This is a genomic window from Hydrocarboniphaga sp. FW305-C-57 (genome assembly GCF_058783045.1).
On the sequence record NZ_JBYSYG010000001.1, the window covers coordinates 356,216 to 382,021 of the forward strand.

Here is a 25,806-nt window from a genome sequence, read left to right on the forward strand (position 1 = left end):
GAGGCGCTTACGGTCGACCCGTAAGAAGGTCGCGATGATGTGCAGCCTGAATGACGGCGGTATGACGAAACGGTGTCGAAACGCCGCATCCATCTTTCGATGGGTGCCGAAGCGCCGACGCCGGGTGGCTCCGTCGATGGCGACGGGGGGAGCGCAGGGGTAGAATCGCCCGCTTTCGAGCTTCCCGGTCCCGGACTGCAACGCGCATTGAACGCTCTCGCTGAAACCCCGCCCCCGGTCGTTCGCTACCGCGTGCGAGCCTCCGATCCGGCCAGCCATCGGTTCGACGTCCGCTGCGAAGTCACTGCCGCCGGTGTCTGCGAATTCCGCCTGCCGGGCTGGATTCGCGGCAGTTATCTGGTGCGCGATTTCTCCAAGCACGTGATCGGCCTGCGTGCCTGGCGCGAGGGTCGCGAGCAGGCCATCGAGCGGCTCGACAAGCGCAGCTTTCGTGTCGCAGGCAGCGGCGACCTCGTGCTCGAATACCAGGTCAACGCCTTCGACGAATCGGTGCGCAAGGCGTTTCTCGATACGCGTCGCGGCTTCTTCAACGGCAGCTCGCTGTTCTACTGCCCGCGCGGGCACGAGCAGTCGCGCTTCGAAATCCGCATCGACAAACCCGGCGACGCGCGCTGCGCGAACTGGAAGCTCGCGACGACCTTGATCGCGGTCGATGTCGACGCCGACGGCTTTGGTGTCTATGCGGCCGACGACTACGAGGCGCTGATCGATCATCCGGTCGAAATGGCCGCGTTTCAGCGCCACGACTTCGACGTCGACGGCATTCCGCACGCGCTGATCCTGTCGGGCCGCGTCGAGCTCGATGCGCCGCGCGTGACGGCCGATCTGGCCCGCATCTGCCACGTCGAGCGCGAGCTGTTCGGGCAAGAGCCCAAGCTCGATCAGTTCCTGTTCCTGACCAACGTCGTCGGCGCCGGCTACGGCGGGCTCGAGCATCGCAGCTCGACGGCGCTGATCTGCTCGCGCGGCGATTTTCCGCGCGTTGGCAAAAGCGAGCTGAGCCGCGAATACCGCACGTTCCTGGGCCTGTGTTCGCACGAGTATTTCCACTTGTGGAACGTCAAGCGCATCACCGCGCAGGCCTTCCTCGAAAGCGATCTCGGCCGCGAGGCCTACACGCGCGATCTGTGGCACTACGAAGGCGTCACGAGCTACTACGACGATCTGTTCCTGCTGCGCGCGGCGATCATCGAGCCCGCGCTGTATCTCGACCTGCTCGCCGAGGGCGCCACGCGCCTGCAGCGCGCACCCGCGCGGCTCGTGCAGACGCTCGAAGACGCGAGCTTCGAAACCTGGATCAAGTACTACCAGCCCGACGAAAACTCGGTCAATGCGAGCACCAACTACTACGTGAAGGGCGCGCTCGTCGCGCTCTGCCTCGATCTGCTGCTGCGCCTGCGATCGACCATCACGCTCGACGATGTCATGCGCACGCTGTGGACGCGTTACGGCGCGCCCGGCATCGGCGTTCCCGAAGGCGGGCTCGCGGCGATCGCGCAGGAATTGTCGGGCCTCGACCTCGGCGGCTTCTTCGATCGCGCGCTGCGTTCGACCGACGAGCTGCCGCTGGCCGAATTGCTGCAGGAATTCGGCGTCACCGCCACGCTGCGCGCGAGCACCTCGGCGCTCGACGAGGGCGGACGCACGCAGTCGAAGGCGCAGGTGCGCTGGGTCGGCCTGCGCCTGCGCCCCGGCGAAACCAGCATCGCGCACGTGATCGCCGCCAGCCCGGCCCAGCGCGCGGGCCTTTCGGCCGGAGACCAGCTCGTCGCGCTCGATGGCCTGCGCATCACCGCGCAGAACTGGACGCGCAGGCTCGATGCCTACGAAGCCGGTACGTGCCTCGAACTCGCCTACTTCCGCGGCGAAGAGCTGCTGACGACGCAGATCGAAATCTCCGAAGCGCCGCTCGACACCTGGACGTTCACGCTCGCCGAAGCCGATGCCGACCGTCTGGCCCGCCGCCAGGCCTGGCTCGGCGCCTGAGTCGCCCCTAGCTTTTCACCGGTCGATCGATATGTCTCTCGCACAGCTTTCACTGATCGACCGCTCGTCCGCCGGACTCGGCGACGCCGGGCTGCTGAGCGAAAGCGAAATCCGCACGCTGGCCGATCTTTACGCCGCGCGCGCGCGCCGCACGCCCGATGCGATCGCCTGTCGCTACCACGATGCGTCCAGCGATAGCTGGAAGGATTTCAGCTGGCGCGATCTGCGACTTCTGGCGCTGCGCTACGTCGCCGGATTCCGTGCCGCAGGACTGGTAGCCGGCGAGCGCGTCGCCGTGCAGTCGCAGAACGGCCCGCGCTGGCTCGCGATCGACTGGGCCGCGCAGACCTTGGGCCTCGTGCTCGTCGGCCTATACAACGAGGACACGCCGGGCAACACCGCGCACCTGCTCGACAACAGCGGTGCCGCTCTGGCTTTGCTGCGCGATGCCGACGGCTGGCGCGAAACCAGCGCGCTGCGTGCGTTTCCGCTGTTGCGCCAGGTGGTGCTGCAGCAAGGCGGCGCGGATGGTCTGGGCGACCGCTTCACGGCCGTTTCGACGATCGACGAGTGGCTGCCGCAGCCGGCCGAAGACACGGGCGAGGCGCCCGCGATCGATCCCGAATCGCTCGCCACCATCGTCTACACCTCGGGCTCGACCGGGCCGAGCCGCGGCGTGATGCTGTCGCATCGCGCCTTGCTCGCCAACGTGTTCGCCTGCACGCGCGCGCTGACGATTTCGGCCGATGATCGCTACTTCTCGGTGCTGCCGATGGCGACGCTGTTCGAGCGCGTCGCCGGCGCCTACGGAGCGGTCGTCGCCGGTGCGACCACGGTCTACGCGCGCAGCGCCGCGCAGCTCGGCGAAGACCTGTTCGCAGGCCAGCCGACCTTGCTGATCGCGGTGCCGCGCGTCTACGAGCGCCTGCACGCCGCGGTGATGGCGAGCCTCGAACAGGCGCCTGCGCACAAGCGCGCGCTGTTCAATCTGGCGATCGAAGCGGGCTGGGCCGCGCATCAGCGGCAGGGCCGTCGCCGTCTTTCGCTGAGCAGCGCGATCGCGCGACGCGCACGCGAGCAGTTCGTCGCACGGCTCGGCGGCCGGCTACGCCTGGCCGTATCGGGCGGTGCGCCGCTGGCGCCCGAGATCGCGCGGCTGTTCATCGGCCTCGGCGTGCCGCTGCTGCAGGGCTACGGGCTCACCGAGGCCGGGCCCGTGGTCAGCGTCAACCGGCTCGACGACAACGATCCCTGCAGTGCCGGCCTGCCGCTCGACAACGTCGAAACCCGGCTCTCGCCCGACAACGAGCTGCTCGTGCGCTCGCCGTCGCTGATGCTCGGCTACTGGCAGGATGCGCAGGCGACCGCCGATGCGCTCGACGACGCCGGCTGGCTGCACACCGGCGACAAGGTCAGCCGTCTCGATACGCACCGCATCTACCTGATCGGCCGGCTCAAGGAAGTCATCGTCACCTCGACCGGACGCAAGGTGTCGCCGAGCGAAATCGAGCAGCGGCTGCTCGTCGAGACGATCGTCGAGCAGGTGATGGTCGTCGGCGAGGCCCGGCCGTTTTTGACCGCGCTGATCGTGCCGAACGCCGACGCGCTCGCCGCGCTGCGGGCGCGTCTGGGCCTGGCGCCCGGCGACGATTCGCCGATCGCTCGCGCCCGCCTCGAAGCCGAATTGCTGCAGCGCTGCCTGCAGCGTCTCGCGAGCGGAGACGGCAACAGCCTGTTGCGCGCGGTCGCGCTCGTCGAGGGACCGTGGAGCGTCGCCAACGGCCTGCAGACGCCGACGCTCAAGCTCAAGCGCAGCTGCATCGCGCGCCAATACGAACGCGACATCGAGCGCCTGTACGCGGGCCATTTCCTGCCCGCCAAAACGGACTGCTCCTGCAACGCGGGCGTTTGAGCGCTTCGCCGCAATCGCGCCGCAGGCTTGCGCTCTTGAACCCGCGCCGCGGCGCTACACTGCGCCGCACTCCATTCCCGTCCTCGCAGGCCGTGCTCCAGCGGACATGATCGAAGACCTCGCCAAGACCTTGCTGGCCTATCTGATCGGCAACCTCATGGGCGGCCAGATCGTCGGCCGGCTGCGCGGCGGCGTCGATCTGCGCCAGTTCGGCAGTGGCAACGTCGGCGCGACCAATGCGCTGCGCACGCAGGGCAAGGGCTTCGCGGTCGCGGTGCTGCTGATCGACGTGCTCAAGGGCGTCATCGCGGCGCTGCTGGTTCCGGCGCTGCCGTGGCCCGCCGCGCTCGGTGGCGGCGATGCGCTGCCGCGCGAAACGCTCGGCTATCTGTGCGGTGTCGGCGTCGCGCTCGGCCATTGCTATCCGGTCACGCTCGGCCTGCGCGGCGGCAAGGGCGTGGCGACGCTGGCCGGCGTGTTCGGGGCGCTGATGCCGCTCGCGCTGCCGGGCATGCTGCTGGTGTTCGTGCTCGTGATCCTGTTCAGCGGCTACGTCAGCGCGGCCACGCTCGGCGCCTCGGTGTTCGCGCTGCTGTGGGCGCTCGTCATCGACCGTCACGGCCCGCTGTCGGCGCCCGCGCTGTTCACGGTGGCGATGGCCGCGCTCGTCACTTTCAAGCATCGCGAGAACATTCGCCGGCTGCTGCGCGGTGACGAACATCGCTTCGAGAAGGCTCGCCTGATCGGCCGCTGGCTCGACAGCAGAAAACAGCAGGCATGAACGATCTGATCGATACGCTCGCCGACGGCGCCTGGCATTCGGGCGAAGACCTCGCGAACGCCGAAGGCGTGACGCGCGCGGCGGTGGCCAAGCGCATCGAAAAACTGCGCGATCTCGGGCTCGACGTCGAGGCGCGCCAGGGGCTCGGCTATCGGCTCGCGCAGCCGCTCGAACGCCTGCGCGAAGCCGAGCTCGCGGCCGCAGCGCCGTCGGCCCGCGTGCGCGTGGTCGGCAGCACCGATTCGACCAACCAGCAGCTGCTCGTCGCCGACGCGGCCGACGATCCGCAGTTGCTGTTCGCCGAATTCCAGACCGCCGGCCGGGGCCGGCGTGGGCGGGCCTGGCGCTCGCCGTTCGGAGCCAATCTGTACCTGTCGCTGGCCTGGTCGTTTTCGAGCTGGCCGCCGCAGCTCACCGCGCTGCCGCTCGCGGTCGGCGTCGCCTGCGCGCGCGCGGTGCAGGCGCAGGGCCTGCGCGAGGTGCAGCTCAAGTGGCCGAACGATCTGTACGCCGCCGGCCGCAAGCTCGGCGGCATCCTGATCGAGCATCGCGGCGAAGCCGGCGGAGCCTGTCGCGTGGTCATCGGCATCGGCCTCAACGTGGCGATGTCGGGCGCGCAGGCCGAAGGCATCGACCAGCCCTGGATCAGCCTCAACGAAGCGCTCGCCACGGCGCAGCGCCCGCCGGCCTCGCGCAACGCGCTCGCGGCCAGCTTGATCCGCGAGTTGCTCGCGATGTTGCAGCCGTTCGAGACGCAGGGCTTCGGTGCCGACCGCGCCGTCTGGTCCGAACTCGATCTGACGCGCGATCGCGCGGTCACGCTGAGTGGCGAGCCGCCGGTTTTCGGCATCGCGCGCGGCGTCGACGAAAGCGGCGCGCTGATCGTCGAAGTCGACGGCCTGCGCCGGCTCGTGCATTCGGGCGACGTGAGCCTGAGGCTGGCCTGATGCTGCTGCTCGATATCGGCAACAGCCGCATCAAGGCGGCGATCGCGCGCGGCGATGCGCTGGAGCCGATCGCCACCGTGAGCCATGCGGGCGACGCCGTCGCGGCCATCGCCATGCTGCCCGATCTCGATGCGGGCGCGTCGGTGTGGATCTCGCAGGTGCTCGGCCCGGCCGCCGAAGCGCGCCTGACCGAGGCCGTGCAGGCGCGATGGGCGCGTGCGCCGCGCTACGCGCGCTCGGTGGCCGAACTCGGTGGCCTGCGCAACGCCTATCGCGAGCCCGAACGGCTCGGCGTCGATCGCTGGCTTGTCATGCTCGCGGCCTGGTCCGAAGCGCCGAACCGCGCCGCCGTGATCGTCGATGCCGGAACCGCGCTGACCGCCGATGTGCTCGATGCAAGCGGCCGTCATCAAGGCGGCTTCATCGCCGCCGGCCTGCTGACCTCGCAGCGCGCCGTGCTCGGCGCCACGCGCTTTGCCACGCGGGACGAGCACGCGCGCTACGACACCGGCCTGGGGCTCGACACCGAGGCCTGCGTGCGCCAGGGCGCGATGCTCGGCTGCCTCGGCGCGGTCGATCGCGCCGCCACCATCGCCGGGGCCGAGGCGAAACGCTGGATCACCGGCGGCGATGCGCCGGCCTTGCTGGCGGGCCTCGACGCGGGATGGCGCCATCGTCCGCTGCTCGTGCTCGAAGGCCTGCGCGCGCTGGCCCGCATCAGCGGCTGATCGGGCGCGGGCGCTTGCGGATCGCAGACGACGCGGCCCAGCGTCTCGGTTAATATCCGCCCCCGACGCACGCCGGCATAGCTCAGTTGGTAGAGCTGCGCATTTGTAATGCGAAGGTCGCGGGTTCGATTCCTGCTGCCGGCACCAATAGATATGAGATGAAGCGGTAAGAGGGAGTAAGTTGCGCAAAAATCCTACTGGATACCGGCGTTTGGTCGGGTAATTCGGAGTAAGGGCGCGCAATGACAGCCTCCATCTTGAGTGAGTAACATCGGGAGTAACGGCCGCTGAGCGGCTACTCCCATGAGAAGTTACTCACCATGCCGCTTACTCACACGAAGCTGCAAAGCCTGAAACCGAAGGCCGCGATTTATCGCGTGGCCGATTCCGCCGGCCTGTGCATTGAGGTTGCGCCCACTGGTTCAAGGTACTGGCGGTTCCGCTACCGCTTCGCCGGCAAGGCCAAGATGATCTCCCTAGGCGTCTACCCGGAGCAGAGCTTGGCCGACGCCAGGAAAGCGCGCGACGAGGCCCGGGCGATGCTGCGAAAGGGTGTCGATCCGAGCAGCCACCGGAAGCAAGCGCGCCTGGCGCTCAGTACCGCAGCCGAGAACACTTTCGAGGTGGTTGCTCGCGAGTACCTGGGAAAGCTGGCGTTGAAGCTGGAGACGACCACTCTCGACAAGGCGAAGGCTCAACTAGAGTCGCATGTCTTCCCGTGGCTCGGCGCCAGAGCCGTGAGCAGCATCACGCCGCCGGAACTTCTCGCGGTGCTGCGGCGAGTGGAGGAGCGGGGCAAGCTCGAGACGGCTCATCGGGTACTGCAACGCTGCAGCCAGGTCTTCCGGTACGCGATCGCCACCGGCCGGGCTGAGCGAGATCCCGCCGCAGACCTCCGCGGCGCGCTCGCCACGGCGCCGGCGAAGCATCATGCCGCCATCACCGAGCCGAAGGCCTTGGGCGAGTTGCTGCGCGTCATCCGCGGCTACCAGGGGCAGTTCGTCACCGCCTGTGCGTTAAAGCTCGCTCCGCTCGTCTTCGTGCGCCCTGGCGAGCTGCGACACGCCGAATGGGCGGAAATCGATCTCGACGCGGCTGAATGGCGCATCCCTGCCGAGAAGATGAAGATGCGCGCCCCGCATATAGTTCCGCTGTCCGAGCAAGCCGTGACTCTGCTGCGCGATCTCCAAGAGGTCACTGGGACAGGCCGCTACCTATTCCCGTCCGTTCGGAGCAACAAGCGGCCGATGAGCGAGAACACCGTGCTCGCCGCCCTGCGCCGCCTGGGATATGCCAGCGACCAGATGACCGGCCACGGCTTCAGATCGACGGCGTCGACGCGCTTGCACGAAATGGGCTGGGCCAGCCACCTGGTCGAGTTGCAACTCGCGCATGTTGAGCGGAATCAGGTCAAGGCCGCCTATAACCACGCTCTCTATCTCGACGAGCGCCGGAAGATGATGCAGGCCTGGGCAGACTACCTTGATAGGCTCGCGGATGGTGGCAATGTTGTTGCTGCGAGCTTCGGCAAAGCGGCGGCTTGATCGCGGCTGCGTACGCGTCAGGCGCCTTGAAAGTGGCGGAAGGGCGGGCGGTAAATTACGCTCGCGGTGGAAACGGTGAATGCAGTCATGACGGACTACGAGTTCAAGATCGGAGCTTATTCTCCGAAAACTATTCCGCTGGCTCGCCTGGCGGAGTACATGGTGCTGCTCGCTGAACTGCTAGGTGAAAAGGATCGCGTTCATTTTGCTGGGTTAGGAAAGGGCAGCTGCATCCTGAAAGTAGCAGTGCAATCCGAAGCTCGAATCAGGGCGCGTCGGAGAGTGAATGCTGCCCGGTCGGCCGAGCCTGACAGCCCGCTCCGCAAGACCGTCGCCAAGTTGAACGGCATGCTGCGCGAGGACAACGCAGAGGGGTCACTGAAGGCCGGCGACACGAAGGTGCTCGAGTTTCCGGGTGTGCGCGAACACACGCCTCAGCAGATTGGCCCCTTCAACAAGGCAACTGAAATTGAAGGCGTTCTGCTACGCGTCGGCGGGCAAGACGCATCGGCGCATGCGCTCGTCCAAGATGGTGAGGGCAAGGTTTGGTCGTGTGAGGTTGATCGCGGGATGGCGCGGCAGCTCGCGCCCCATATTTATGGGAATCCACTCCGCTTGCGTGGCGAGGGTCGATGGACTCGTACGATTGAGGGCCGCTGGGAGCTTGTTCGCTTCCGTGCCGCCGAATTCAAGGTGCTTGACGACGTGCCGCTTCAAGACGCGGTGAAGAATATCCGGAAGGCTCGTTGATATGGTGATCTTCGACGCGACTTTTGCCTTGTTGCTTGTCGATGAAAATGCAGACGCTCCGTCCGATCCGGAAACTCAACAACCGATCGAGCGGGCCAGAGACCGTATCGAGCATCTTATTGCTGAGCTGGCCTCTGCCAATGTCCGCATTGGAATCCCGACTCCGGCTCTGGCCGAAGTACTCGTGACGCAGTCCAGTCGGGCGGCTGAGTTGATGGCGGCTCTAACCAGCACATACCGCATTCGGACTCTGCCTTTTGATGAGCTAGCTGCCGTCGAGGTGGCGATGATCACGGCCGGAGAGCGAGTGACGCGCACGCTCGGTGATGCCACAAAGGCTAAGGTTAAGTACGACAGGCAAATACTCGGTACAGCACTTTCTATCGGCGCGACAGCGCTTTATACCGACGACAACGGATTGGCACGTAAGGCTCGTCAAGCAGGTATGGAGGTGAGAGGAATAAAAGACCTGCCATTACCCCCCGTCGATAGCCAGATCGCGCTCGACTTGCCAGAACCTGAGCCCGAGTAATAGCCGAGGTTTTTCTTTGGGAAGTAGTCAGATAAGTTACGAGTCCTGATCAAGCTCTTCATCGAGAATGGTCGTGGCTCCTGTTCGTCCGGTTAAAGACTTAAGCCTTCCGTCCATTTTAAGCATCCACGTGGTCCTCTTTTTGAAGCCAGTTCCGTCGCGGTACTCGACTGCAACTGCGCCAATTTTAGGGTTCTGAATGTCATCAACTAGCGCGATACTCGCATGTAGTCCTGACCGAACTGCGTCGATTGCTTTAGTTTCGTTCCATGCTGCCAAGTTAGAATCGGCGTAGCGAACGCGCAGTTCAAGGGCGTCGTATCCGACGTTTCTCAGCCGCCATTGGGATTTGATGCGGCCAGGTGACTCAGTTGCATAACCATATTCGATCAGCCGGAAAGTTGCGCTTTTAGAAATCTCGTCCTGCTTTCTGGCGAGGCGATAGGCCTCTTGTGCATGTTCCAATTGGTCGCGAGATATCTCGACCAGGGCTTTTTGCTCGTCAACGGAGGCTTTCAACTCGGCTGCTTGAAGCTCTAATGCAGCGGTGTTTTGCCGAAGCTCCTCACCCTGCTGCAGATAGCCAACAACAAGCCAAAGAAATGCGAGCGGGCTGAACGCTCCTGCGGTGAAGTCCCCCAGTTCGTTGAGGGTGAGTGCGGGCAACGTGTCCCGCTTCCCCCAGACGACCGCTGTAATTCCGATCAGATAGATCACAGTCGCGATCATGCCTGCGATCGTGTGCCAACACCGTGGCTTCGGCAAAGAAACGGTTTCGCTCATCGTGCTCCCCAAGCACATCCCCGCTTCAAGAGTACATCGGGCATGCCTGGATGCGGTGCTCAGACCGTGGAAGATGCCGCCGCACCCACGGAACCGCGCATGCAACGGGCACCCCTACCTTGCCAAAACTTACCCATCGACTCGGATTTCAAATCCGAGTGGCCTTGGCTCGCCAGAAGATTCCCGAGCAATCCTATGGTGGGGCAGCCGAGTTTTGCTGGCGGCATCAAATCTCGGCAGGCCGCCAGATCTGCATTTGAAAACAAGTGGATGGCTACGGCTTTCGCGAGCTTCCAGGCCACGGTTTCAATGCCGCTACCTTGACATTACTTGTCATGACTTACGGTTCATCGGTGCGGGTTGGTGGACCAAGCTAATTCACCATTCGAAATGGCAAATGGTTGATTTCATAGCTAAACGCAAAATTGCGCTGTGCGAAATCAGGACTGCATTCCAGTCTGGAGATTGCTCGGAGAACATCTCCATGCCTCTTCCCGAAGTGCATGGCAACCATTCGCGAGTCAGTCACTATCTGATTATCGACTACCAAAACGAAGTCAGTACGACTTGCCTCCCTGCTGGACTGCTTTGATCTTCTTTGATTGTTTCTTCAAAGAATCAGACATAGCCGACCCAACCGCAATCGGATGCCGGCTTTTGTGGAGATCTCGTAGGCGGGCGTTCACCGCCTCCATTTTCGTAATTCCAGGGGCTACCCGGGACTTCTCCAGTTGGGCCAAGGAACAGATCGGGGCGCCCGGCTTGTGGAGGGGCGCGATTACCTGCTCACCGAAAAGGGGAGCGACCTCCGAGCGCACGAAATACCTTAAGGACTACCACCTCACCATCGACGCGGCTATATGAAGCTCACGAAAGCTAGGGAGTGGTAAATGCTGGTTCTTTCTGATGAAGAACTGCGCGATCTCACGCGCAAGGTCCGTGCGGATGGTCAGGCACGGGTGCTAAAAGCACTAGGGTTGACCTACGGCATACGGCCGGATGGGTCGCTAGTGGTGCTTCGTGTGCACCTTGAAGAAAAGCTCAATCCGAGCTCACAGCCGCGGAAACATCTTAAAGTTGAGCCGAATTGGGGCGCGGTGAAATAAAGTTGAAATCCAATTAGCTAGAACCCGCCGAGGCCGCGGTGTATCAGTTTCATCGCGGCCCAGGCCGCTCCTCGTAAAGTGAGTCGTGGTAGACCCAATTGGCGTAGATCGCAAGATTTTCGAAGTGGGCAGCAGATTTGAGAATGTTCTCTATGTGGATCGGCCCCTCTCGCCCTTGCAGCAGCTGCTTGCCGTCAGGCGACGTATGCGGACGCGCATGTACAAGCTCGTTTCGAAAATCAATCAGATCATCAAATTTCTCCTGTATTTCCTCTAGGCAGGCGCGCATGCCGTCAGTCAGCGCAGGAGTAGCCTTCTTGATCGCTCTTCGGAAAGCCATCGCAATGCCGTCTGCAGTGGGATTTCTAGGAATGGCGGCATGCCCTGCCGGTGAGATGCGAGCCACAATGTCACAGATGCAGCCCTCCAAATATCCGAAGTTGTAAACAGCCCGGCCGATAGCCGAGAGGTATTCCGGGTCTGCCGGCGTCCTAAATGAGCGCATGTCGATTCTCAGCGTATGAAGGGTCGCCATCCTATTGGCGTGTTGGTTTAGCTTCGTACTACTTCCTCATCGGAGACGTGCCTCTGTCACTCCGACAGACCATCGGAGTTCGATGATCACTTTGCACAAATCGCTTCGTTTAAGGGTAGCGTGGAATCTCCACCAAAAAACGGAGGCTTCCGTGAGTGACAAGGTGATGTGGTTTCTGCAAAAGGTTGGGACGCGCTATCGCTGTGTGAGACAAGAGGGCACAAGTATCATATGTACTCCTCTGTTCGACACCGAAGAAGAAGCGCTTGGCTTTGTTCGCGGCGAGCGGATTGAAGGCGTCGGAGAGGCTTGTCCAATTTGATCTGCTTCCGGGTCGGGCTATTGCGCCTGCCGGCATCCTCCACGATGCTCAGCGCTTTCGAACGCTTGGGGGCGTGATGGAAAGAGCTGAGGCTACGAAGTGGGAGATGCGTGCTGCAGCTGCTTGGGGGGCGGTCACCATCGCATTGCTGGTTGCGCTGCTCATCCCTGCTATTCCAGATGATTTATGGACCACGTACATCTGGTCCGCAGAAGCGGCAGGCTGGACGCAAGCGATTGGCGCGATTGTGGCGATCCTCGTTGCGATCGTGGTGCCCGTTCGACATGCGAAAAGTGCGCACCGTGAGCTTGACCGCAGGCGCCTTAATAACCTCGCGGTGTTGAGTGACCATGCATTGACCGCTGCAAATGACTTCCTTTCCGCCATGGAAACTGAAGGCAACAGATTTGCATACGGACTGCACTATGCACCGGTTGACTGGGAAGGCGTAATTGCTGCCTTCGATACTGTCGCTGTCAACGAGCTTCAGACCTACGAGATTATTGAGGCTGTTTTGGAAATCCGAGAGAAGCTTCGCCGTTTGAGGTACTTTGACGAGCATCAACCTGCGTCTGGAGACAACGAACACAACTGGGAGGAAACGCTCGAAGAGCTTCACGACTTGCGACGAAAAGTTGGGGACTCCGTTCAAACCATTCGCGACGCTAGGCTTGCTCTCGGATAGGCCTACGAAAGGCGTTCGACGCCTACATGGGGCATTGCATCGGGAGGCAAGGGTCAGCTTTGAAAGCCAACCCTACTCACGTAGTTACTCGCCGTCCTTGTGCAGATTGTTGGTCATCTCAGTCCAGTCGCTTTCATAGTCGTCGAACCGATGGAGTGGCCAGCAGTTGAATCCGCTGGCCGTCAGGTGGATGACGTGGATTTCGCCACCGATGTGAATTCTTTTGTCCACTGGCTCCAAGGCCTGCAAAGCCCGCTGCTCGTGCATCAACTTTACGAAGTCTGCAGGTAGAGAAATCGGCTGGTTGAGGTTGCAGTCGGGCTTAGCGCCGATGCCGCCGACGGGCTGACTCTCTGACTCGAAATCTTTCGTTGACCGGTAGACATAAACCCGCATCTCGCCGGCCTCTGAGAAGCCGAAGTGATAGACCGTCGTGGTGAGCGTTTCCCTGGGCTGAAATTTCTCCAGATACGCCTTCCAGCGCGATCTCAATGCTTCAGGCGTATGCGCATCGAGATTATCGATGCTTCGGGTAACCATCCAGTCGTTTACCTCGCGAGCCCAATCTCCCGCGAAACCACCAACTCCAGTTCCGGCAATGATCATTCGTAGATGGGGCACCATGAAGGCCTTACTGACGAATGCGTGCCTGGCTCCGCCATGTACGGCCGCCAGTGTGTCGGTCGCCACCATAACTTGAGTGGTGTCGGTGCAGTAGATCAAGGAGGACATTGGAGGGTTCTCGTAGCGGCCTGATTGCTGTAAACGGGGATGGCCTACCAAGATTGTAGTTTCGTGCCGTAGAAATTGAAGGTGGGCTGATCACGGCAGCCGTGCCCATTACTAGCCTCTCGGCGCCGGCTTCGTTGATGCGCCACAGCTTGCCGGGTCTGACATCGCCGCCGTACTGGCGACCGCTGCCGTACTGCACCGCCGAGATGTTGCTCACCAAGCCAGCGGTAGCAGCTGCGACGGTACCCATAGCGGCAAGATTCGCGGGGAAAGGGAGCGCGGCGGCCTGCGCAATTCCCTGTTGAATGCTGATGATCGATTGCGCAATGGCGAACGCTTTCGAAGCCATGAACATGGCCTTGTAGATGCTGGACTGTTCACCTTTTGCCGTTCGCATGATATCGGCCAACGCACTGAACCCCTGTTCGCCGGAAGAGAGGATCGTCTGCATCTTCGCCTGCTCAATCTGAGCCATGCGATCGGCATGCTGCTGGCCCATCTGCTCTTCGATCGCATCGTAGCTACTGGTGGTTTCAATCTGCAGCTTTCTCGCATCCTCCAGGCGCTTTAGTTGATTCGCGTACCGAACATTCTCTGCTTCGGCTTCCGCTTGATACCGCGCCAGCTGATTGTCGAAGGCGCCTCCGGACAAAGGATCGACGTCGCCAAGGATGTATTTGTCCGGATCGTCTCCGAACTTCTGGCGTCCCTTTTCGATCTGGTCGGCTTGATACAGAGCGCGTGCATAGGCCTTAACATTGGCCACGTCTCCCGGCTTCGCGAACGAATTGAGTCTCGCCATTGCCTGCGCAACCGCCAAGTCCTCCCCGGACAGGGCCGCGAAAGAGAGGGCTTGTGCGAGATCATTCACGACTTTCGCATTCGCTTCAGTCGCTTGGGTCAACTCATCCTCTGCCTTCTTCGCATCTTGAGCGGCTTTCGCGCGTTGCTCTTGGGCTTCCTGAACTCGAAATATCTGGACGGCAACTGCGGCGGCTTCGGCTTTCTGTTCTGGCGAGGCTTGAGGCCCCAAGGCTTGAATGGCTTGCAGCTTCGCTCGCTCGACGCCCAAGAGCTTCGTGAGGGCGAGTTCATCACGCATCGCTTGGAGGCGTTTTTCTGCGTCCTGATCGCGCGCGCCAGACTGTGAGAGCGGCGCGGTGCTGAGTTGAGCGATGCGGTCTTCGGCGAGCTTGATGAGGGCATTGAGCCTGTCGATGTCGCCATTGATGCGATCAGCTCCTTCGCGATCTCCACCTGCAAACAGCATCGCGCGAGATTTAACCAGCTCCTCGATCGCGGATTTATACCGCTTCACATCCTCGGTCGCAGCCTTGATCGTCTCGGTCTCTTCAGAAGAAAGCATCGGCTTTCCGGCGGCCAACTCATTCCGCTTGTCGATCAATTCCTGCAGTCGATCGGAAGCAGGCTTTGCCGCATTGGCAAACTTCTGCGCCGCTTGCTCTCCTGCGCTTGCTCCATCGCGGAACAAATAGAGCGCGGCGCCGGCGGTGATGGCCAGAGATGCAAGACCGAGCGGGCCACCCAAAAGGCTGAGAAGTGTGCCCCCAGTAGCTGCCAGGGCGGTCTGCGCTGCAGCCACATTCGCCACCGCGGTTCGATAAACGACAGCAGCACGTGTCGCGTGGGCATAACTGCCACTTGCGCGTGCCATCGAGGCAGCGGCGGCCAGTCCAGCTTTCGCCGCCTCAAGGTCGGCTTGAGCTGCAGCTAGCGTGGCCGAGGCTTTCCCGCGTGCAGCAAGCGTTGCCCTGGTACTCGCAATTGCAGCTGCGCCAGTTTGCACGACGTATTTGGCGAGAGCCCCGGCGCCGATCGATAACAGCGCCGATGCCAACGAATCGATATTGTCTGCAATCTCGCCGATGACCAACGCCAGCGTTTCAGATGCGCCGGTTGATGCTGAGGCCTCGCCAGCAAACCGCTTCATCGCATTCTGCAAATTGACAAGCGACTGGCTCACGGTCTGCACGCGCGTGGAGAACTTCTCATCCACGCTACCCGCAGCGTTCCGCATGGCGCGAATAATCTCAGCCGACGTGATCTTTCCTTCCTGCGAGAGTGCGCGGAGCTGGCCGAGCGGAACACCGAGTCCATCTGCCAGCGCCTGCGCGAGGCCGGGCGTCTGCTCCATGATCGCGTTGAACTCTTCGCCGCGAAGCGTGCCGGATGCGAGGGCTTGGCCAAGCTGGGTCAAAGCAGCATCAGCGCCCTGCGCGCTGGCGCCAGAAATCGCGACCGCTTTCGCGACGGTACCGGAGATGGATGCCACGTCATCGAGGCTGAGCCCCAGCGAGTCGGCGTTCTGGGCAAAGCGCTGATACACCGTGCCGACCGACTCGATGCTTTGGCTCGTCTCCTGTGCGATCGCGAACAAGGCGTTCGTGGAATTGTTCAGTTCGTCCTGTCCGTTGGTCACGAGCCGCAAGCGATTCTGCAGCTCGGTCCAGGCATCAGCCATGCCGGAGACGGCTTTTGCACCCTGCAGCGTCAAGAAACCAGCAATCACACGCGTGAATCCGTCGAGCGACGAAGACGCAGCGGTGGTTTCCTTTCCGAAATTCTTGGCAGCGGCCGCCACGCTGTCCATTTTGAATTGCAGCTTGCCCGCAGATGCGTCGGTCTTCCCCATAGCCTGCTGCAAGTGGTCGAGGCTATCGTCGACCTTGCTCGTGCTGTTCACGAGTTTCGACGTGTCGGAATCTACCTCGTAATAGATGGAGCCGACGTTCATTCCGTCACTCATCACAACCTCCAAATTTGCGGGCGCTGATGGCGCCTTCGCATTTTGTGCTCTGAAAAAACAGGGGCCGTCGGGCAGATGACCCCTGGCTGGCTCACGCCGTCTTCTACTCGGCGGGCAGATTGGAGAGGTCGGCCGTCAGCGGGCCGCACCGCCTATGCATTTCGCTCAAGGCTTCACCTGACAAAGCGTTGGCGATCACCTCGCCGTAACGAGCGGCCACGGCTTTCCGCTTTTCGGCGAGAGCAACGCGCTCTTCCAGCGGAAGGAGCGCCTCTGCGACGGACTTGGCGACTACTTTGCCAATCTCGTTCCCGAACTCCTGTATTTCGGGGTTGGGCTGTGTGGGGGAACCGCTGCCTTGTGCCGTAGCAAGCTGGCCGCTGGGCTTGTAGTGCGGGTTGAAAGGGGAGTTCATTACGCAGCCTCCTTTGAATCGATATTGACTGAGAACCTCTGATACTCAGAGCCTGTGATGTACTTCATCAAAGCCATCGGAGCGTCGATTTGCAGGTGGGGATGAAACGCTTTTTCAAGCTCGCCCCGCAGGGTGTTGAGACGTGCGCTTCGCATCTGACCGAAACCCTTCAGTGCGCTCTCTGATAGACCGCGCGAGCTTTTGATCGAACAGACTTCCTTGTGCAGCGAGATTCGTTCAACGTCCAGCTCATTGGCTCGAGCTAGAAGTGGTGCCAGTCTCTTCACCAGCGGCTCCATTTCATCGATCAAAGACCTCAGTTCGGATTCCTGAGCGTCCGCCCGCGGTGTCAGCGCGGCGATAGCAGTTTCGGCTTCGCGACGTTCAGCATCCGGGAGCGACGCTTTCAGCGCTTGAGCCTCAACGCGCAGGCGGCGCGTAATGCGTTCGGCTTGCACTTGCTGCTCCTCAAGTGCGTCGACGTCGCCGCCATTAGTGAGTACTTCGCGCAACTCGGCGTCGAGGTCGCGACTGCCGTGCTCCTCCTCGGCTTGCTTGATCTCCGCGAGCCGCGCGCGGATTTGTGCTGGGGTCATCTGTTTCATTTCATTCCTATGGAGTGTTGTGCGGATGGGATTGATGGCAGCTATCCGCGTGGCTGCTGTTGAGGGTGTCACTGAAGGCGGCCGCGCATGCGCGCTAGCCATGCCTCGGCGAGGTCGACGTGGATCTGCCTGGGCAGCTGATGTGCGGTTGTTCCGATCAGCAGAGCAGAGGCGGAAGCGGCATCGCCGCGGCGCACCGAACATTCGCTCAGCGGCGCGGAAGCCATGCTCAGGATGCGGCGCTTCTCTTCGGCCGGACTGAGCGGCACGTAGGGCCACGGGTGCAGCTTCAGCGACACCGTGGCTTGGCCGTCGTCACTGTCCACGAAGGCAATGAGCGCAATCGTCCCGTGAAGAAAGAGTTCCAGCCTTCCATCGGCGGTGATGGAAGATTGAACAGCTCCTTCCAGCAGTTCGTTCAATGCAGACAGGTCGATGGGTTTGTTCACGAATATTTTTCCGGTTGTGAGTCTGAAGGCCCCAGGCGAGGGGAATTCGAGATCGAGTGCAGGCATCGCAGGCGTAAGACATCTATTTGATTTCTTGAGCGTCGATTGAGTGGCGCTCCTAGGTGTACTCACTTGGTTACTCATCTTTCGTTCTCGCTAACCTTTTGCTGAAGTCGGACGAGAGTGCGTTCTAGCTCGAGTTCGAATGCCTTTACTGCTTCGTTCACCTCCGCCATGAGCTGTGCTCGAGCATTGATCGAGCTTTTGGTGAAGAGCCCGTGCTTTAGGGCGTTCTGAGCTGACGCCGACCTTCCGGCCGCGGTGCGCGGACCCGTCGACTTCTCCCAGGGCTTCCATCGCCTGATGGCTTCGCTTTGCCGCTGACGTTGTTCCGGAGTGCGGGGTTTCATGAGTCACCGCCAATAGTTCGTTTTTCGTGCCGAAAGCCCTGTTTTTCGTTGCGCGAGAGCGAGGGCCGGATGAGCTGTTGTTGACTTGCTGAGGGCCGTTGGCGTTGTTCTGCTGCCGAATGAAGGCCACCGAACGCGGCGCCTTGATCTCAGAAAGAGCCTCGATGTTCAGTCGGGCTTGGCCTTGCGCCTTGAGCGCCATGCGCAGATAGGTTTCGGCGACGGCTTGGCTACGCTCGATGTTGACGAGAGCGTGGCGGGAAAACGTGTGAAACAGGCTGTCGAGTACCTGTGCTTGCGAAACCAGCATCGACTCGAGGCCTGCGATGCTGCCGGCTGTGACCGATCCGATCTGGCGGCATAGCACGGCATGAAGTTCACTCGGATCTATCTGGTTATTTCCGAGCGTGCTCATGTGAAGCAGCGTGCCAACTGCCTGGATACTCGGAGATATCGCACCTTGTGCTTTCAGCTGGGCAGCGGCTTTTTCCTTGCTCATTCGAATTGGCAGCTGCCCGGCTTCCCCGGGGCCGGCGACGACTCGCAGCTTCCTCGGGCCGTCGGTCATTGGTGCGCTCTACCGATATAACCGCGAGCCGGGCGCACGCCGGAATCGACAGCTTCCGAATTCGTGGGCTGCCAGCCATGCGCAAGGTTGGAGAAGCGAAGGAGCTCGCCACGAAAATGAGCGCGGACCATTCCGAGCGCGCCATTGCGCTGCTTCTCGATCAGGATCTCGGCAGTGCCCTTGTCCGGCGAGCGCTCGTGGTAGACCTCGTCCCGGTAGACCATCATGACCATGTCAGCGTCCTGCTCGATTCCGCCGGACTCGCGCAGGTCAGCCATTCGCGGCCGCTTGTTGTCGCGCAGCTCGACGCCGCGGTTGAGCTGTGAGAGCGCGACCACCGGGATGCGCAGCTCTTTCGCCATCGCCTTGAGGCTCCGGCTGATCTCGGACATGACGTTGGTGCGATTCTCTTTGCTGCCGGGGATGTGCATCAGCTGGATGTAGTCGACGACGATCAAGCCGAGATTGGCCTGCTGCGAGTACTTGCGAGCTTTGCCGCGCAACTCCATTGGAGACAGAGACTCGGACTCGTCGATGATCATCGGCGCGCGCCGGAGGCGCTTCTCCGCCTCGGTGACGGCGTCCCACTGTTCGCCGTTGAGGGCGCCGGAGCGAAGGATGTTCATCGGAATGCCGGTCTGATTCGCCAGTGCGCGAAAGCCGATCTGTTCGCCAGACATCTCCATCGAGAAATAGGCGGTGCGCTTGCCGATTTCGATCGCGACGTGATCGGCGATGTTCTGCGCCAGCGTCGACTTGCCCATGCTGGGGCGGCCCGCAACGATGACCAGATCGGTGTCCTGCAGGCCGCCGGTCTTGCTGTCGAGATCGACCAGGCCAGTGCTCAGCCCGATGACGCCGCCTTTCGCTTGGCTGTTACGCTCCATCTGCGCTTTCACGCGGTCCATCACCGCGCTGTACGACGAACCATCAGATTTGGACTTGATCGATGCACGCAGCGAGAAAATCCGCTGCTCGGCGAGTTCGACGCATTCGCCCGATGCCATGCCGTCGGGGCGGAAGCCGATGCTGGCAATGTCTTGGCCGGCGGCGATGAGGCGCCTGAGCACGGCGCGGTCGCGCACGACGTCTGCGTAGGCCGTGGTATTGGCGGCGCTCGGGCAATCTGCGGTGATGGTGCCGAGGTATGCCAGGCCGCCGACCTCGTCCAGGTTCCCGTGCTCTCGCATGCGGGTAGCCAACGTGACGAAATCGATCGGGATGCGATCGGCGTGCATGCCGAGGATCGCCGCCCAGATCAGCTGGTGATCGACGCGGTAGAAGTCATCCGGTAGAAGCGAAATCTCGTCGAGAGCAGCGTTTCGGATGCACACGCCGCCGATGACGGATTGCTCCGATTCCAGATCGTAAGGAGGTTGCTTCGGGTCAGGCATTGGCGACTCGTTCCTCGTACTTGCCTTCGATGATCTTCAGGAAGTTGCTGGGCCGAACGATCCATTCGAGGTCCGCTTGCCAGCCCTGGTGCGCTCCCTTGGTTTCAACTGCGCCCACCAGCACGGGGCACTTCCGGATGTAGGTGAAGAAGCCTTTCCACCAAGCGACGTCCTGGCGCTCCGGGTCTTCGCGCCATCGACTGCGGAGGTATTTCTGGCGCTGCTCGTTCCACACCGCGACACGGCGCAGCATCGGAAGCTCGGCGTGGTAGGCCGCGATGATCTCGCTGTGCGGACAGTCCGGTGCTTCGCCTTCGGGCTCGCTGTTCTGCTCGTCGTCGTCATGCGACGCGTCGTCGCCGGCGGTGCCGGAGACAGAAACCGCGACAGCGGTTTCCAAGCTGTTAAGAGACGGAGACGGAGACGGAGACGGAGACGGAGACGGAGCATTGCTACGATTCAGTCCCAGCATGCTGCTGCCTTGCTGAGTGTCTGCTGCTTTCTTGCTACTAGCATTGCTGGCAGCATTCCTAGTGGCAGCGTACTCGGGCACCAGGCGATCGGCTTCGGACTCACCATGGTGGCGCTTTGCAGCGTTCCAGCGGGCCTTTGCGGAGCGTTGCTCAGCACCAGCAGCCCAAGGGTTGTGCTCAGCCCAATCGTGAATCTGGTAGCCGTCGCCTCGCGTGTCGAGGAACCCGACTGAGACCAGCGTGCTGACGAATACGCCATCGGCGCCATCCCAGTCGACGGCGAGCTCGATGTCCTCTTCGGTCATGCCGGTGAGATTGCCGTCGCTGCGATTGGCGGCGGCCCAGAGGAAAAGGCGAACCAGATTCCAGCCGGCGACCGGGCCGAGCTTCTTGATGAGCTTTTTGGTTTTCGGGTGCGATGGGAGTTCGCAGCTGATCCTGGCGTCCATCAGGTACTCCCGGACGGCTTGGCCCTTCCCGAATCCGTGCGGCTGGTCTCCGCGACAGCGCGAGCCTTCGCGACGGCCTCAGCGGCGGCGATCAGGCCAAGGTGACAGTCGGGATGGACTTCAGCGGCTTGCAGAGCGTCGCGGAAGCGCTCGCGAGCGGCTTGCAGCGCCTCGTCGGGCGTCTGCGGCAGTTTCACCGGAGACTCCTCGCACACAGATAGCGGGCGCCGCGGGTGCCGAGCGCTTCGAGGAGGCTTGCTCGAACCCCTTCGCGAACCAAGTCATGCGCAGCATGTGCGATACGTTCGCGCTGCCAGCGATTCAGGCCGGTGTTCTTGAGCGTGCAGTAGAGGCGCTTGCGCGCCAGCTGCAGCCGCGTCATGGCGGCGCTCACGCGGCGGCCCTGCGGGTCTTGGCGGCCTGACGTTCAAGCCAGACATCGACCTCGTGCTCGAAGAAGCCAGAGGTGCGGCCGAGCTTCACCTTGGTGGGGAAGTCGGGCTTGTAGATGGGACTCTTAGGGTACGTCCACTTCTGAAGCGTCGATTCGCAGACGCCAAGTTTTGCAGCGCACGCTCTCCGACGGATGATCCGCTTGTGCGGAGTTGCAGCGATATTCATTGCCTATCCCTCGTTTTACTGGGTCAGGCATGAATTCTGTGCTCACAATTTCCAGAAAACATCAACAGCGTGCGGGCAGGATGGGAACCCTGCCGGCACAATGGTCAGTCTGCCGGCAGACTACCTATTTCATCGTTTGCTGCCTGTCGCCTCCACCCGCGCACCCATTCTTCAATCACACGCTGGCTTTCCAGGTGCTCGAGCTTGTCCAGCATGTCCTGCGCGAACTTCGCAATCGACTTGTACCGCTTCGGGTCTGCTTCCCACTCGAGAAATCTCTCACGAACGAATTGCTTCTCTCGTTGTTTGGGATCGTTTGCGTGGCGCTTTTTAGCGCCTTCGAGTGCAAGTTTTGCGAAGAGTTTATGTGCCGACTCGCCGCCACTTTCCCCGGCTAGACCACGTTTCAAGCATTCGGCAGCGCGAAGTGCCGCGACGATGACACCGCTTTCCATCGTGGACCGGAGGGTGAAAGCTTCCGCAAGCTCCACGAGGCTGCAGTGAAGGTAGAGATCGCGGAAAAAATCGTCAGTGTACGAACCGAGTTCTGCTTTTATGCTTTGGGAGGAAAGCGAATGTTCCATAATCGTGACGACGGCTAGTTCGCTGGTCGTCAAAAGAAAATCAGCCGGTTGCGCCTTCCCATCGGGTGAAATCAGGCTGAAGAAATGTTGGTTCTGCAGCTTATGTAGCTGCTTTCGAAATGACGATATCCAATCGTGGAAGGACTGATCCAAACTTTCAAACTGCTCAAGTGAGTCGACGTCCATCTCGTCAAACGCTCTTTTCCCGATGTTCCACATCGCTTCAGCGTCGGCATCCATCAGTTCGTCAGAGTAAGCGCTGTAATGAACAGCCTTGCCGTCCGACCCCCGGACAGCTTTTTCATTATTCGAGTATGTCCACCATGGGTGGAAGAAGCGCCAAGTCAGCGCCGAAACTGAACTCATCGCGCACCTCTGCGCCCCTCCGAAATAGGCGCTGCACCAGGCCGGGAAGGTATGCCGGCTCTTCGCCCCGTCGGGCTAGGTGCAGCTTGCGAGCAGTGTACTAACGAACGTTGCCGATGCGGCCTTCCCGGCCTTGCCAGCGATGAAGCAGGCCTGCTCCGCTCGTGAGCCCTTTAAGTACAGCAGTCAGCTCTTCGGTCGGGGCCGCGCTGGCGTGCCGCCGCAAACGGTCGATAGCCATCGTCGTTGAGAACAGCGACTCGTCGACTTCTGTCCAGCCCGTGATCAGCGTCTTGCGCAGAAGCTCCAGCCGCATCTGAAGTCTCTCCTTTACGGCGCCTTGCACGTCGGCATCGACGAGGCGTTCCAACTCGCGCACGAGTCGCTTGGCATCCTCAATAGTGGAGCAGCGATCGTCATCGTCGGACACCGGCGAAACTTGCTTGATGGTGTATGCGTAGCCACCCATTCGTTCGCACATGGCAGCGGCGGCTAGCCACGCTTGTTCGGACTCGGTGAACAGGCCAACTGAATGCTGGCGAGCGCAGACAATTCCCGACGCCTCATCGATGCCTTCGTGAACGGTGACGATTGCTCGCCACTGCATCACATCGACTCGGTCCTTGGTGTGGTCGGGGAGGTTGATTTTCTCTGCGATGCCCATGTTGATCTCCGTATCAGTGGTTGAGGTCGGGCGCGATGCGCCGCCGCCATTAGACAATTCGGAGTTCGCGCTCATGCTGCGCCCCTTGCGGCAGCACGCTCCGCTTCGTAGTCGAGAGCTTCGCGCACCATCATCACGACCCAGCGGAATCCGTCCGATGTCTGGGACTGGCGCTGAAGATCGACTTCGGTGGCTGCGTCTTCGATGAAGAACAGGACGTTTCGACATGCGGTGAGCGTGTCTGAGGGGCTGCTGGCGATGAGGATGTTGGTGGGGACTTTGGCGCTCATGCTTCCACCTCCGTTGCAAATAGATTTGAATTCCAGAGGGCGGTTGCAAGCCCATCCACCATTTCTGCGAGATAGAGCGTGGCGAACGCGATGCCTTCGTTTTTCCGATCGGTTGCTGCAGCCTCGGCAGTGTGTTGCAACGCGCATGTCAGGCCATTGAGAGTGTCGATCACTTTCTCGACGGGGACGCCGCCACGTACGGCGAAAACCTGCGTGCCGCTGCCGAAAGGCGTCAGGTTGGTAACGCGATCGGTTTTGGACTTAGTTGCCATTGCGCACCTCCGCGGCCAAGCGCTCGAACTCATCGGCCTCGTTCGCGGCCATCTGAAGGTACGCCGCGAGCTGCCTGGCCTGGTTGGGGGTGAGGTTCGGAACGCGGAAGCTCAGGCCGAAGCCTGGAACTGCGGCGTCGAGTGCGACGAAGGCGTGCGGCTTCGCGTTGTGGACTGAGCCCTGGTCTGTCCAGTAGGCGCGCGTGTCGATCTGGCAGGACTTATCCTCGAGGCGCAGATCCAGGCTGAAGGTCGCGCCGCTAGCCCATTTGGTGGGCTGAAAGTTGGTGAAGTAGCTGGGCGCAGAAAGATACAACCTGGGCTCGCGGTAGGCGGAGAGTGGTTGACGGGCGCGGTTTTGTGCTGGTTGATGCTGGGTGACGGATGCAGACATGGTGATGCCTCCTTTGCGTTGAGGTATCCACCACCGCGACGCCAATCGAGGTGGAGGACGGCGCAGGATTGGCGTACCGGGCAAAGGACCGGTGAGTCTTTCGACTCTCCTGCGCCGCCCCCCGTAGAACTGGAGGCACGCGACCATATCGAGCAGGCATGAAAAAAGCGCCTACATCGTTGATGGGCGCTTGGAGCGCCTTTGCTGACCGGGACGCCAATCCCGACTGCTGTTTTTTGCAGCAGCGAGTTGATCGTCTACCGGTCGCGAGCCAACGTCAAGAGGGTTTGTGAGTAGAAATGTGCGTAACGATTGGAAGGATGTGCATTTCAGCGTTTCAGAATCAATACGTTAGATAACGTATGCGGAGCCTGCTGCCGGCACCACTTCCCGCTGCGTCCTCCCGCCATCCCCGTTCAGCCGCATGACACCCGGCGCGACGCAGACTTTTGCGACCGCGTCTTGCGGGCTTTTTCATCAGCCTTTCTACAACGGGAACTCGGAATGGAAGCCAAGTCGATCGTTGATTCGGTCAACCAGAATGTGTCGAACGCCAAGCTGCAGGCGCAGCGCATCATCAGCCACGGCGAAGGCGTGCTGAACGCCGGCACGCAATCGCTGCAGTCGGCCAAGTCGGTCGTCGTCAAGGGCGGCAGGGACGTGGTCCAGGTCGTCAAGGACACGGCCGAGGAACTCAAGCGCACCTTGAGAGAAGGCGTCAACGACGTCGGCGAAAAGCTCTCGCGCATCGCGACGCCCACGCACAAGGAGCAGTGGATCGATCGCAAGAACGCGGTCAAGGCCAAGAAGCGCCGCAAACGCGAAGAGGCCCAGGCCCAGGTTTCGGTCGCGCAGTAACCCACGCAGCAGGTGGCCGGTCGCCTTACCTCGCGGGCAGGGCTCGCGAACCCCTCGAGCGGATGAGGCCGTAGCCGCGCCCAGCGGCTACGGTGCTTCCGATGCCAGTCGATTCGGCGAGGAGGCGGCCCGTGCAGTCCAAGATCTATCCCGACGCAGCGAGCGCGCTCGACGGCGTCGTCGGCAACGGCATGACGATCATGTCGGGGGGCTTCGGCCTCTGCGGCATTCCCGAGAACCTGATCCTCGCGCTCAAGCAGACCGGGGTTAAGAATCTGACGGTCATCGGCAACAACGTCGGTTGCGACGGCCACGGCATGTGGCATGTGCTCGCCAACGATCAGATCAGGAAGGTGCTCGCGAGCTATGTCGGCGAGAACAAGATTCTCGAACAGCGCTACATGAGCGGCGAAGTGGAGATCGAGTTCAACCCGCAGGGCACGCTGGCCGAACGCATTCGCGCCGGCGGTGCTGGAATCCCCGCGTTCTACACGCGCACGGGTTATGGCACCAAGGTCGCCGAAGGCAAGGAAACGCGGCAGTTCGATGGCGAGTGGTACGTGATGGAAACCGGGCTCACGGCCGATGTTTCGCTCGTCAAGGCCTGGAAGGCTGACACCGAAGGTAACCTCGTCTATCGCAAGACCGCGCGCAACTTCAATCCGATGATCGCCACCGCCGGCAAGCTCACGATCGCCGAGGTCGAAGTGCTCGTCGAGCCCGGCGAACTCGATCCCGATCAGATTCACACACCCGGAATATTCGTCGACCGCATCGTCGTCGGCGCGCACTATGACAAGCACATCGAGCGTCTGACCACGCGCAAGCGCAGCACCGGCGCCGCCGCCGGCTCCGAGGTTTGA

General features: G+C 61.7%; 31 protein-coding genes and 1 tRNA gene. 13 read left to right on the plus strand and 19 right to left on the minus strand.

Going from position 1 to position 25,806, the window contains the following annotated elements; all coding sequences use genetic code 11:
• The first annotated feature begins 207 nt into the window (after positions 1-207).
• The 9 genes from AC3WUM_RS01755 to AC3WUM_RS01795 all read left to right on the plus strand — a co-directional run bounded on the left by AC3WUM_RS01755 (position 208) and on the right by AC3WUM_RS01795 (position 9,201).
• Entirely contained in the window at positions 208-2,007 is a 1,800-nt protein-coding gene (locus AC3WUM_RS01755; protein WP_492408321.1) for a M61 family metallopeptidase, read from the plus strand.
• Between the two features lie 31 nt (positions 2,008-2,038).
• The gene (locus AC3WUM_RS01760; protein WP_492408322.1) at positions 2,039-3,919 is read left to right on the plus strand and encodes an AMP-dependent synthetase/ligase; all 1,881 of its coding nucleotides are present in this window, start codon (positions 2,039-2,041) and stop codon (positions 3,917-3,919) included.
• A 106-nt stretch (positions 3,920-4,025) separates the two neighbouring features.
• The gene (gene plsY, locus AC3WUM_RS01765) at positions 4,026-4,700 is read left to right on the plus strand and encodes a glycerol-3-phosphate 1-O-acyltransferase PlsY (protein WP_492408323.1); all 675 of its coding nucleotides are present in this window, start codon (positions 4,026-4,028) and stop codon (positions 4,698-4,700) included.
• Entirely contained in the window at positions 4,697-5,647 is a 951-nt protein-coding gene (locus AC3WUM_RS01770; RefSeq protein WP_492408324.1) for a biotin--[acetyl-CoA-carboxylase] ligase, read from the plus strand. The genes plsY and AC3WUM_RS01770 overlap by 4 nt, the downstream gene beginning before the upstream one ends.
• The gene (locus AC3WUM_RS01775; protein ID WP_492408325.1) at positions 5,647-6,375 is read left to right on the plus strand and encodes a type III pantothenate kinase; all 729 of its coding nucleotides are present in this window, start codon (positions 5,647-5,649) and stop codon (positions 6,373-6,375) included. Before AC3WUM_RS01770 ends, AC3WUM_RS01775 begins: the two co-directional genes overlap by 1 nt.
• Before the next feature lie 71 nt (positions 6,376-6,446).
• Positions 6,447-6,522 (plus strand) — tRNA-Thr (locus AC3WUM_RS01780).
• A 173-nt stretch (positions 6,523-6,695) separates the two neighbouring features.
• Entirely contained in the window at positions 6,696-7,919 is a 1,224-nt protein-coding gene (locus AC3WUM_RS01785) for a tyrosine-type recombinase/integrase (RefSeq protein WP_492408326.1), read from the plus strand.
• Positions 7,920-8,006: 87 nt separating this feature from the next.
• Entirely contained in the window at positions 8,007-8,669 is a 663-nt protein-coding gene (locus AC3WUM_RS01790) for a hypothetical protein (RefSeq protein ID WP_492408327.1), read from the plus strand.
• A 1-nt stretch (position 8,670) separates the two neighbouring features.
• Positions 8,671-9,201, plus strand: a complete 531-nt coding sequence (locus AC3WUM_RS01795; RefSeq protein ID WP_492408328.1) for a hypothetical protein — start codon at positions 8,671-8,673, stop codon at positions 9,199-9,201.
• Between the two features lie 36 nt (positions 9,202-9,237).
• Here the strand turns inward: AC3WUM_RS01795 and AC3WUM_RS01800 are convergent, their stop codons facing one another.
• Together AC3WUM_RS01800 and AC3WUM_RS01805 are read right to left on the minus strand one after the other, a co-directional pair.
• A complete protein-coding gene (locus tag AC3WUM_RS01800) occupies positions 9,238-9,984 on the minus strand; it encodes a hypothetical protein (protein WP_492408329.1) in 747 nt (248 codons plus the stop codon).
• Between the two features lie 373 nt (positions 9,985-10,357).
• Complete coding sequence (locus AC3WUM_RS01805) at positions 10,358-10,498, minus strand: hypothetical protein (protein WP_492408330.1); 141 nt, start codon at positions 10,496-10,498, stop codon at positions 10,358-10,360.
• A gap of 376 nt (positions 10,499-10,874) precedes the next feature.
• Here AC3WUM_RS01805 and AC3WUM_RS01810 point away from each other — a divergent pair, with 376 nt between their 5' ends.
• Entirely contained in the window at positions 10,875-11,090 is a 216-nt protein-coding gene (locus AC3WUM_RS01810; protein ID WP_492408331.1) for a DUF4224 domain-containing protein, read from the plus strand.
• 49 nt (positions 11,091-11,139) lie between these two features.
• Here AC3WUM_RS01810 and AC3WUM_RS01815 read toward each other — a convergent pair whose 3' ends face one another.
• Positions 11,140-11,625 carry a hypothetical protein gene (locus tag AC3WUM_RS01815; RefSeq protein WP_492408333.1) on the minus strand — a complete coding sequence of 162 codons (486 nt, stop codon included), beginning with the start codon at positions 11,623-11,625 and terminating at the stop codon, positions 11,140-11,142.
• Positions 11,626-11,891: 266 nt separating this feature from the next.
• Here AC3WUM_RS01815 and AC3WUM_RS01820 point away from each other — a divergent pair, with 266 nt between their 5' ends.
• Positions 11,892-12,632 carry a hypothetical protein gene (locus AC3WUM_RS01820; protein WP_492408335.1) on the plus strand — a complete coding sequence of 247 codons (741 nt, stop codon included), beginning with the start codon at positions 11,892-11,894 and terminating at the stop codon, positions 12,630-12,632.
• An 84-nt stretch (positions 12,633-12,716) separates the two neighbouring features.
• On the opposite strand, the gene AC3WUM_RS01825 is transcribed toward AC3WUM_RS01820, so the two are convergent.
• From AC3WUM_RS01825 to AC3WUM_RS01900, 16 genes are all read right to left on the minus strand, one after another.
• Positions 12,717-13,238 (minus strand): hypothetical protein, encoded by a 522-nt coding sequence (locus tag AC3WUM_RS01825; RefSeq protein WP_492408337.1) that lies wholly within the window; start codon positions 13,236-13,238, stop codon positions 12,717-12,719.
• Positions 13,239-13,263: 25 nt separating this feature from the next.
• Complete coding sequence (locus AC3WUM_RS01830) at positions 13,264-16,131, minus strand: tape measure protein (protein ID WP_492408339.1); 2,868 nt, start codon at positions 16,129-16,131, stop codon at positions 13,264-13,266.
• A 103-nt stretch (positions 16,132-16,234) separates the two neighbouring features.
• Positions 16,235-16,546, minus strand: coding sequence for a hypothetical protein (locus tag AC3WUM_RS01835; RefSeq protein WP_492408341.1), 312 nt, complete (start codon positions 16,544-16,546; stop codon positions 16,235-16,237).
• Positions 16,546-17,151 carry a hypothetical protein gene (locus tag AC3WUM_RS01840; RefSeq protein WP_492408343.1) on the minus strand — a complete coding sequence of 202 codons (606 nt, stop codon included), beginning with the start codon at positions 17,149-17,151 and terminating at the stop codon, positions 16,546-16,548. The genes AC3WUM_RS01835 and AC3WUM_RS01840 overlap by 1 nt, the downstream gene beginning before the upstream one ends.
• A gap of 68 nt (positions 17,152-17,219) precedes the next feature.
• Positions 17,220-17,600 carry a hypothetical protein gene (locus AC3WUM_RS01845; RefSeq protein ID WP_492408345.1) on the minus strand — a complete coding sequence of 127 codons (381 nt, stop codon included), beginning with the start codon at positions 17,598-17,600 and terminating at the stop codon, positions 17,220-17,222.
• Between the two features lie 156 nt (positions 17,601-17,756).
• Entirely contained in the window at positions 17,757-18,509 is a 753-nt protein-coding gene (locus tag AC3WUM_RS01850; RefSeq protein ID WP_492408347.1) for a hypothetical protein, read from the minus strand.
• Positions 18,510-18,574: 65 nt separating this feature from the next.
• On the minus strand, positions 18,575-19,972 hold the full coding sequence (dnaB, locus tag AC3WUM_RS01855) for a replicative DNA helicase (protein WP_492408348.1): 1,398 nt from the start codon (positions 19,970-19,972) through the stop codon (positions 18,575-18,577).
• Positions 19,965-20,894, minus strand: coding sequence for a hypothetical protein (locus AC3WUM_RS01860; RefSeq protein WP_492408350.1), 930 nt, complete (start codon positions 20,892-20,894; stop codon positions 19,965-19,967). The genes dnaB and AC3WUM_RS01860 overlap by 8 nt, the downstream gene beginning before the upstream one ends.
• Positions 20,894-21,091 (minus strand): hypothetical protein, encoded by a 198-nt coding sequence (locus AC3WUM_RS01865; RefSeq protein WP_492408352.1) that lies wholly within the window; start codon positions 21,089-21,091, stop codon positions 20,894-20,896. The genes AC3WUM_RS01860 and AC3WUM_RS01865 overlap by 1 nt, the downstream gene beginning before the upstream one ends.
• Positions 21,088-21,288 (minus strand): hypothetical protein, encoded by a 201-nt coding sequence (locus AC3WUM_RS01870; RefSeq protein WP_492408354.1) that lies wholly within the window; start codon positions 21,286-21,288, stop codon positions 21,088-21,090. The genes AC3WUM_RS01865 and AC3WUM_RS01870 overlap by 4 nt, the downstream gene beginning before the upstream one ends.
• On the minus strand, positions 21,285-21,515 hold the full coding sequence (locus AC3WUM_RS01875) for a helix-turn-helix transcriptional regulator (RefSeq protein WP_492408356.1): 231 nt from the start codon (positions 21,513-21,515) through the stop codon (positions 21,285-21,287). Before AC3WUM_RS01875 ends, AC3WUM_RS01870 begins: the two co-directional genes overlap by 4 nt.
• 104 nt (positions 21,516-21,619) lie before the next feature.
• Complete coding sequence (locus tag AC3WUM_RS01880) at positions 21,620-22,465, minus strand: hypothetical protein (RefSeq protein WP_492408358.1); 846 nt, start codon at positions 22,463-22,465, stop codon at positions 21,620-21,622.
• Positions 22,466-22,565: 100 nt separating this feature from the next.
• Complete coding sequence (locus AC3WUM_RS01885) at positions 22,566-23,204, minus strand: hypothetical protein (protein WP_492408360.1); 639 nt, start codon at positions 23,202-23,204, stop codon at positions 22,566-22,568.
• Entirely contained in the window at positions 23,201-23,419 is a 219-nt protein-coding gene (locus AC3WUM_RS01890; RefSeq protein ID WP_492408362.1) for a hypothetical protein, read from the minus strand. Before AC3WUM_RS01890 ends, AC3WUM_RS01885 begins: the two co-directional genes overlap by 4 nt.
• A complete protein-coding gene (locus tag AC3WUM_RS01895; protein WP_492408364.1) occupies positions 23,416-23,691 on the minus strand; it encodes a DUF3077 domain-containing protein in 276 nt (91 codons plus the stop codon). Before AC3WUM_RS01895 ends, AC3WUM_RS01890 begins: the two co-directional genes overlap by 4 nt.
• Entirely contained in the window at positions 23,681-24,085 is a 405-nt protein-coding gene (locus AC3WUM_RS01900) for a hypothetical protein (RefSeq protein WP_492408366.1), read from the minus strand. Before AC3WUM_RS01900 ends, AC3WUM_RS01895 begins: the two co-directional genes overlap by 11 nt.
• Before the next feature lie 504 nt (positions 24,086-24,589).
• On the opposite strand from AC3WUM_RS01900, the gene AC3WUM_RS01905 reads away from it, so the two are divergent.
• The gene (locus AC3WUM_RS01905) at positions 24,590-24,943 is read left to right on the plus strand and encodes a hypothetical protein (protein WP_492408368.1); all 354 of its coding nucleotides are present in this window, start codon (positions 24,590-24,592) and stop codon (positions 24,941-24,943) included.
• Between the two features lie 131 nt (positions 24,944-25,074).
• Positions 25,075-25,806 (plus strand): CoA transferase subunit A, encoded by a 732-nt coding sequence (locus tag AC3WUM_RS01910; RefSeq protein ID WP_492408370.1) that lies wholly within the window; start codon positions 25,075-25,077, stop codon positions 25,804-25,806.

What these genes read in the sequence shown, in the direction of transcription:
- AC3WUM_RS01760 (WP_492408322.1), top strand. Translation starts at nt 2,039, where the DNA reads ATGTCTCTCGCACAGCTTTCACTGATCGACCGCTCGTCCGCCGGACTC.
- plsY (WP_492408323.1), top strand. Translation starts at nt 4,026, where the DNA reads ATGATCGAAGACCTCGCCAAGACCTTGCTGGCCTATCTGATCGGCAAC.
- AC3WUM_RS01770 (WP_492408324.1), top strand. Translation starts at nt 4,697, where the DNA reads ATGAACGATCTGATCGATACGCTCGCCGACGGCGCCTGGCATTCGGGC.
- AC3WUM_RS01775 (WP_492408325.1), top strand. Translation starts at nt 5,647, where the DNA reads ATGCTGCTGCTCGATATCGGCAACAGCCGCATCAAGGCGGCGATCGCG.
- AC3WUM_RS01785 (WP_492408326.1), top strand. Translation starts at nt 6,696, where the DNA reads ATGCCGCTTACTCACACGAAGCTGCAAAGCCTGAAACCGAAGGCCGCG.
- AC3WUM_RS01790 (WP_492408327.1), top strand. Translation starts at nt 8,007, where the DNA reads ATGACGGACTACGAGTTCAAGATCGGAGCTTATTCTCCGAAAACTATT.
- AC3WUM_RS01795 (WP_492408328.1), top strand. Translation starts at nt 8,671, where the DNA reads ATGGTGATCTTCGACGCGACTTTTGCCTTGTTGCTTGTCGATGAAAAT.
- AC3WUM_RS01800 (WP_492408329.1), bottom strand. Translation starts at nt 9,984, where the DNA reads ATGAGCGAAACCGTTTCTTTGCCGAAGCCACGGTGTTGGCACACGATC.
- AC3WUM_RS01805 (WP_492408330.1), bottom strand. Translation starts at nt 10,498, where the DNA reads ATGGTTGCCATGCACTTCGGGAAGAGGCATGGAGATGTTCTCCGAGCA.
- AC3WUM_RS01810 (WP_492408331.1), top strand. Translation starts at nt 10,875, where the DNA reads ATGCTGGTTCTTTCTGATGAAGAACTGCGCGATCTCACGCGCAAGGTC.
- AC3WUM_RS01815 (WP_492408333.1), bottom strand. Translation starts at nt 11,625, where the DNA reads ATGGCGACCCTTCATACGCTGAGAATCGACATGCGCTCATTTAGGACG.
- AC3WUM_RS01825 (WP_492408337.1), bottom strand. Translation starts at nt 13,238, where the DNA reads ATGATCATTGCCGGAACTGGAGTTGGTGGTTTCGCGGGAGATTGGGCT.
- AC3WUM_RS01830 (WP_492408339.1), bottom strand. Translation starts at nt 16,131, where the DNA reads ATGAGTGACGGAATGAACGTCGGCTCCATCTATTACGAGGTAGATTCC.
- AC3WUM_RS01835 (WP_492408341.1), bottom strand. Translation starts at nt 16,546, where the DNA reads ATGAACTCCCCTTTCAACCCGCACTACAAGCCCAGCGGCCAGCTTGCT.
- AC3WUM_RS01840 (WP_492408343.1), bottom strand. Translation starts at nt 17,151, where the DNA reads ATGAAACAGATGACCCCAGCACAAATCCGCGCGCGGCTCGCGGAGATC.
- AC3WUM_RS01850 (WP_492408347.1), bottom strand. Translation starts at nt 18,509, where the DNA reads ATGAGCAAGGAAAAAGCCGCTGCCCAGCTGAAAGCACAAGGTGCGATA.
- dnaB (WP_492408348.1), bottom strand. Translation starts at nt 19,972, where the DNA reads ATGCCTGACCCGAAGCAACCTCCTTACGATCTGGAATCGGAGCAATCC.
- AC3WUM_RS01860 (WP_492408350.1), bottom strand. Translation starts at nt 20,894, where the DNA reads ATGGACGCCAGGATCAGCTGCGAACTCCCATCGCACCCGAAAACCAAA.
- AC3WUM_RS01875 (WP_492408356.1), bottom strand. Translation starts at nt 21,515, where the DNA reads ATGAATATCGCTGCAACTCCGCACAAGCGGATCATCCGTCGGAGAGCG.
- AC3WUM_RS01880 (WP_492408358.1), bottom strand. Translation starts at nt 22,465, where the DNA reads ATGAGTTCAGTTTCGGCGCTGACTTGGCGCTTCTTCCACCCATGGTGG.
- AC3WUM_RS01885 (WP_492408360.1), bottom strand. Translation starts at nt 23,204, where the DNA reads ATGAGCGCGAACTCCGAATTGTCTAATGGCGGCGGCGCATCGCGCCCG.
- AC3WUM_RS01890 (WP_492408362.1), bottom strand. Translation starts at nt 23,419, where the DNA reads ATGAGCGCCAAAGTCCCCACCAACATCCTCATCGCCAGCAGCCCCTCA.
- AC3WUM_RS01895 (WP_492408364.1), bottom strand. Translation starts at nt 23,691, where the DNA reads ATGGCAACTAAGTCCAAAACCGATCGCGTTACCAACCTGACGCCTTTC.
- AC3WUM_RS01900 (WP_492408366.1), bottom strand. Translation starts at nt 24,085, where the DNA reads ATGTCTGCATCCGTCACCCAGCATCAACCAGCACAAAACCGCGCCCGT.
- AC3WUM_RS01905 (WP_492408368.1), top strand. Translation starts at nt 24,590, where the DNA reads ATGGAAGCCAAGTCGATCGTTGATTCGGTCAACCAGAATGTGTCGAAC.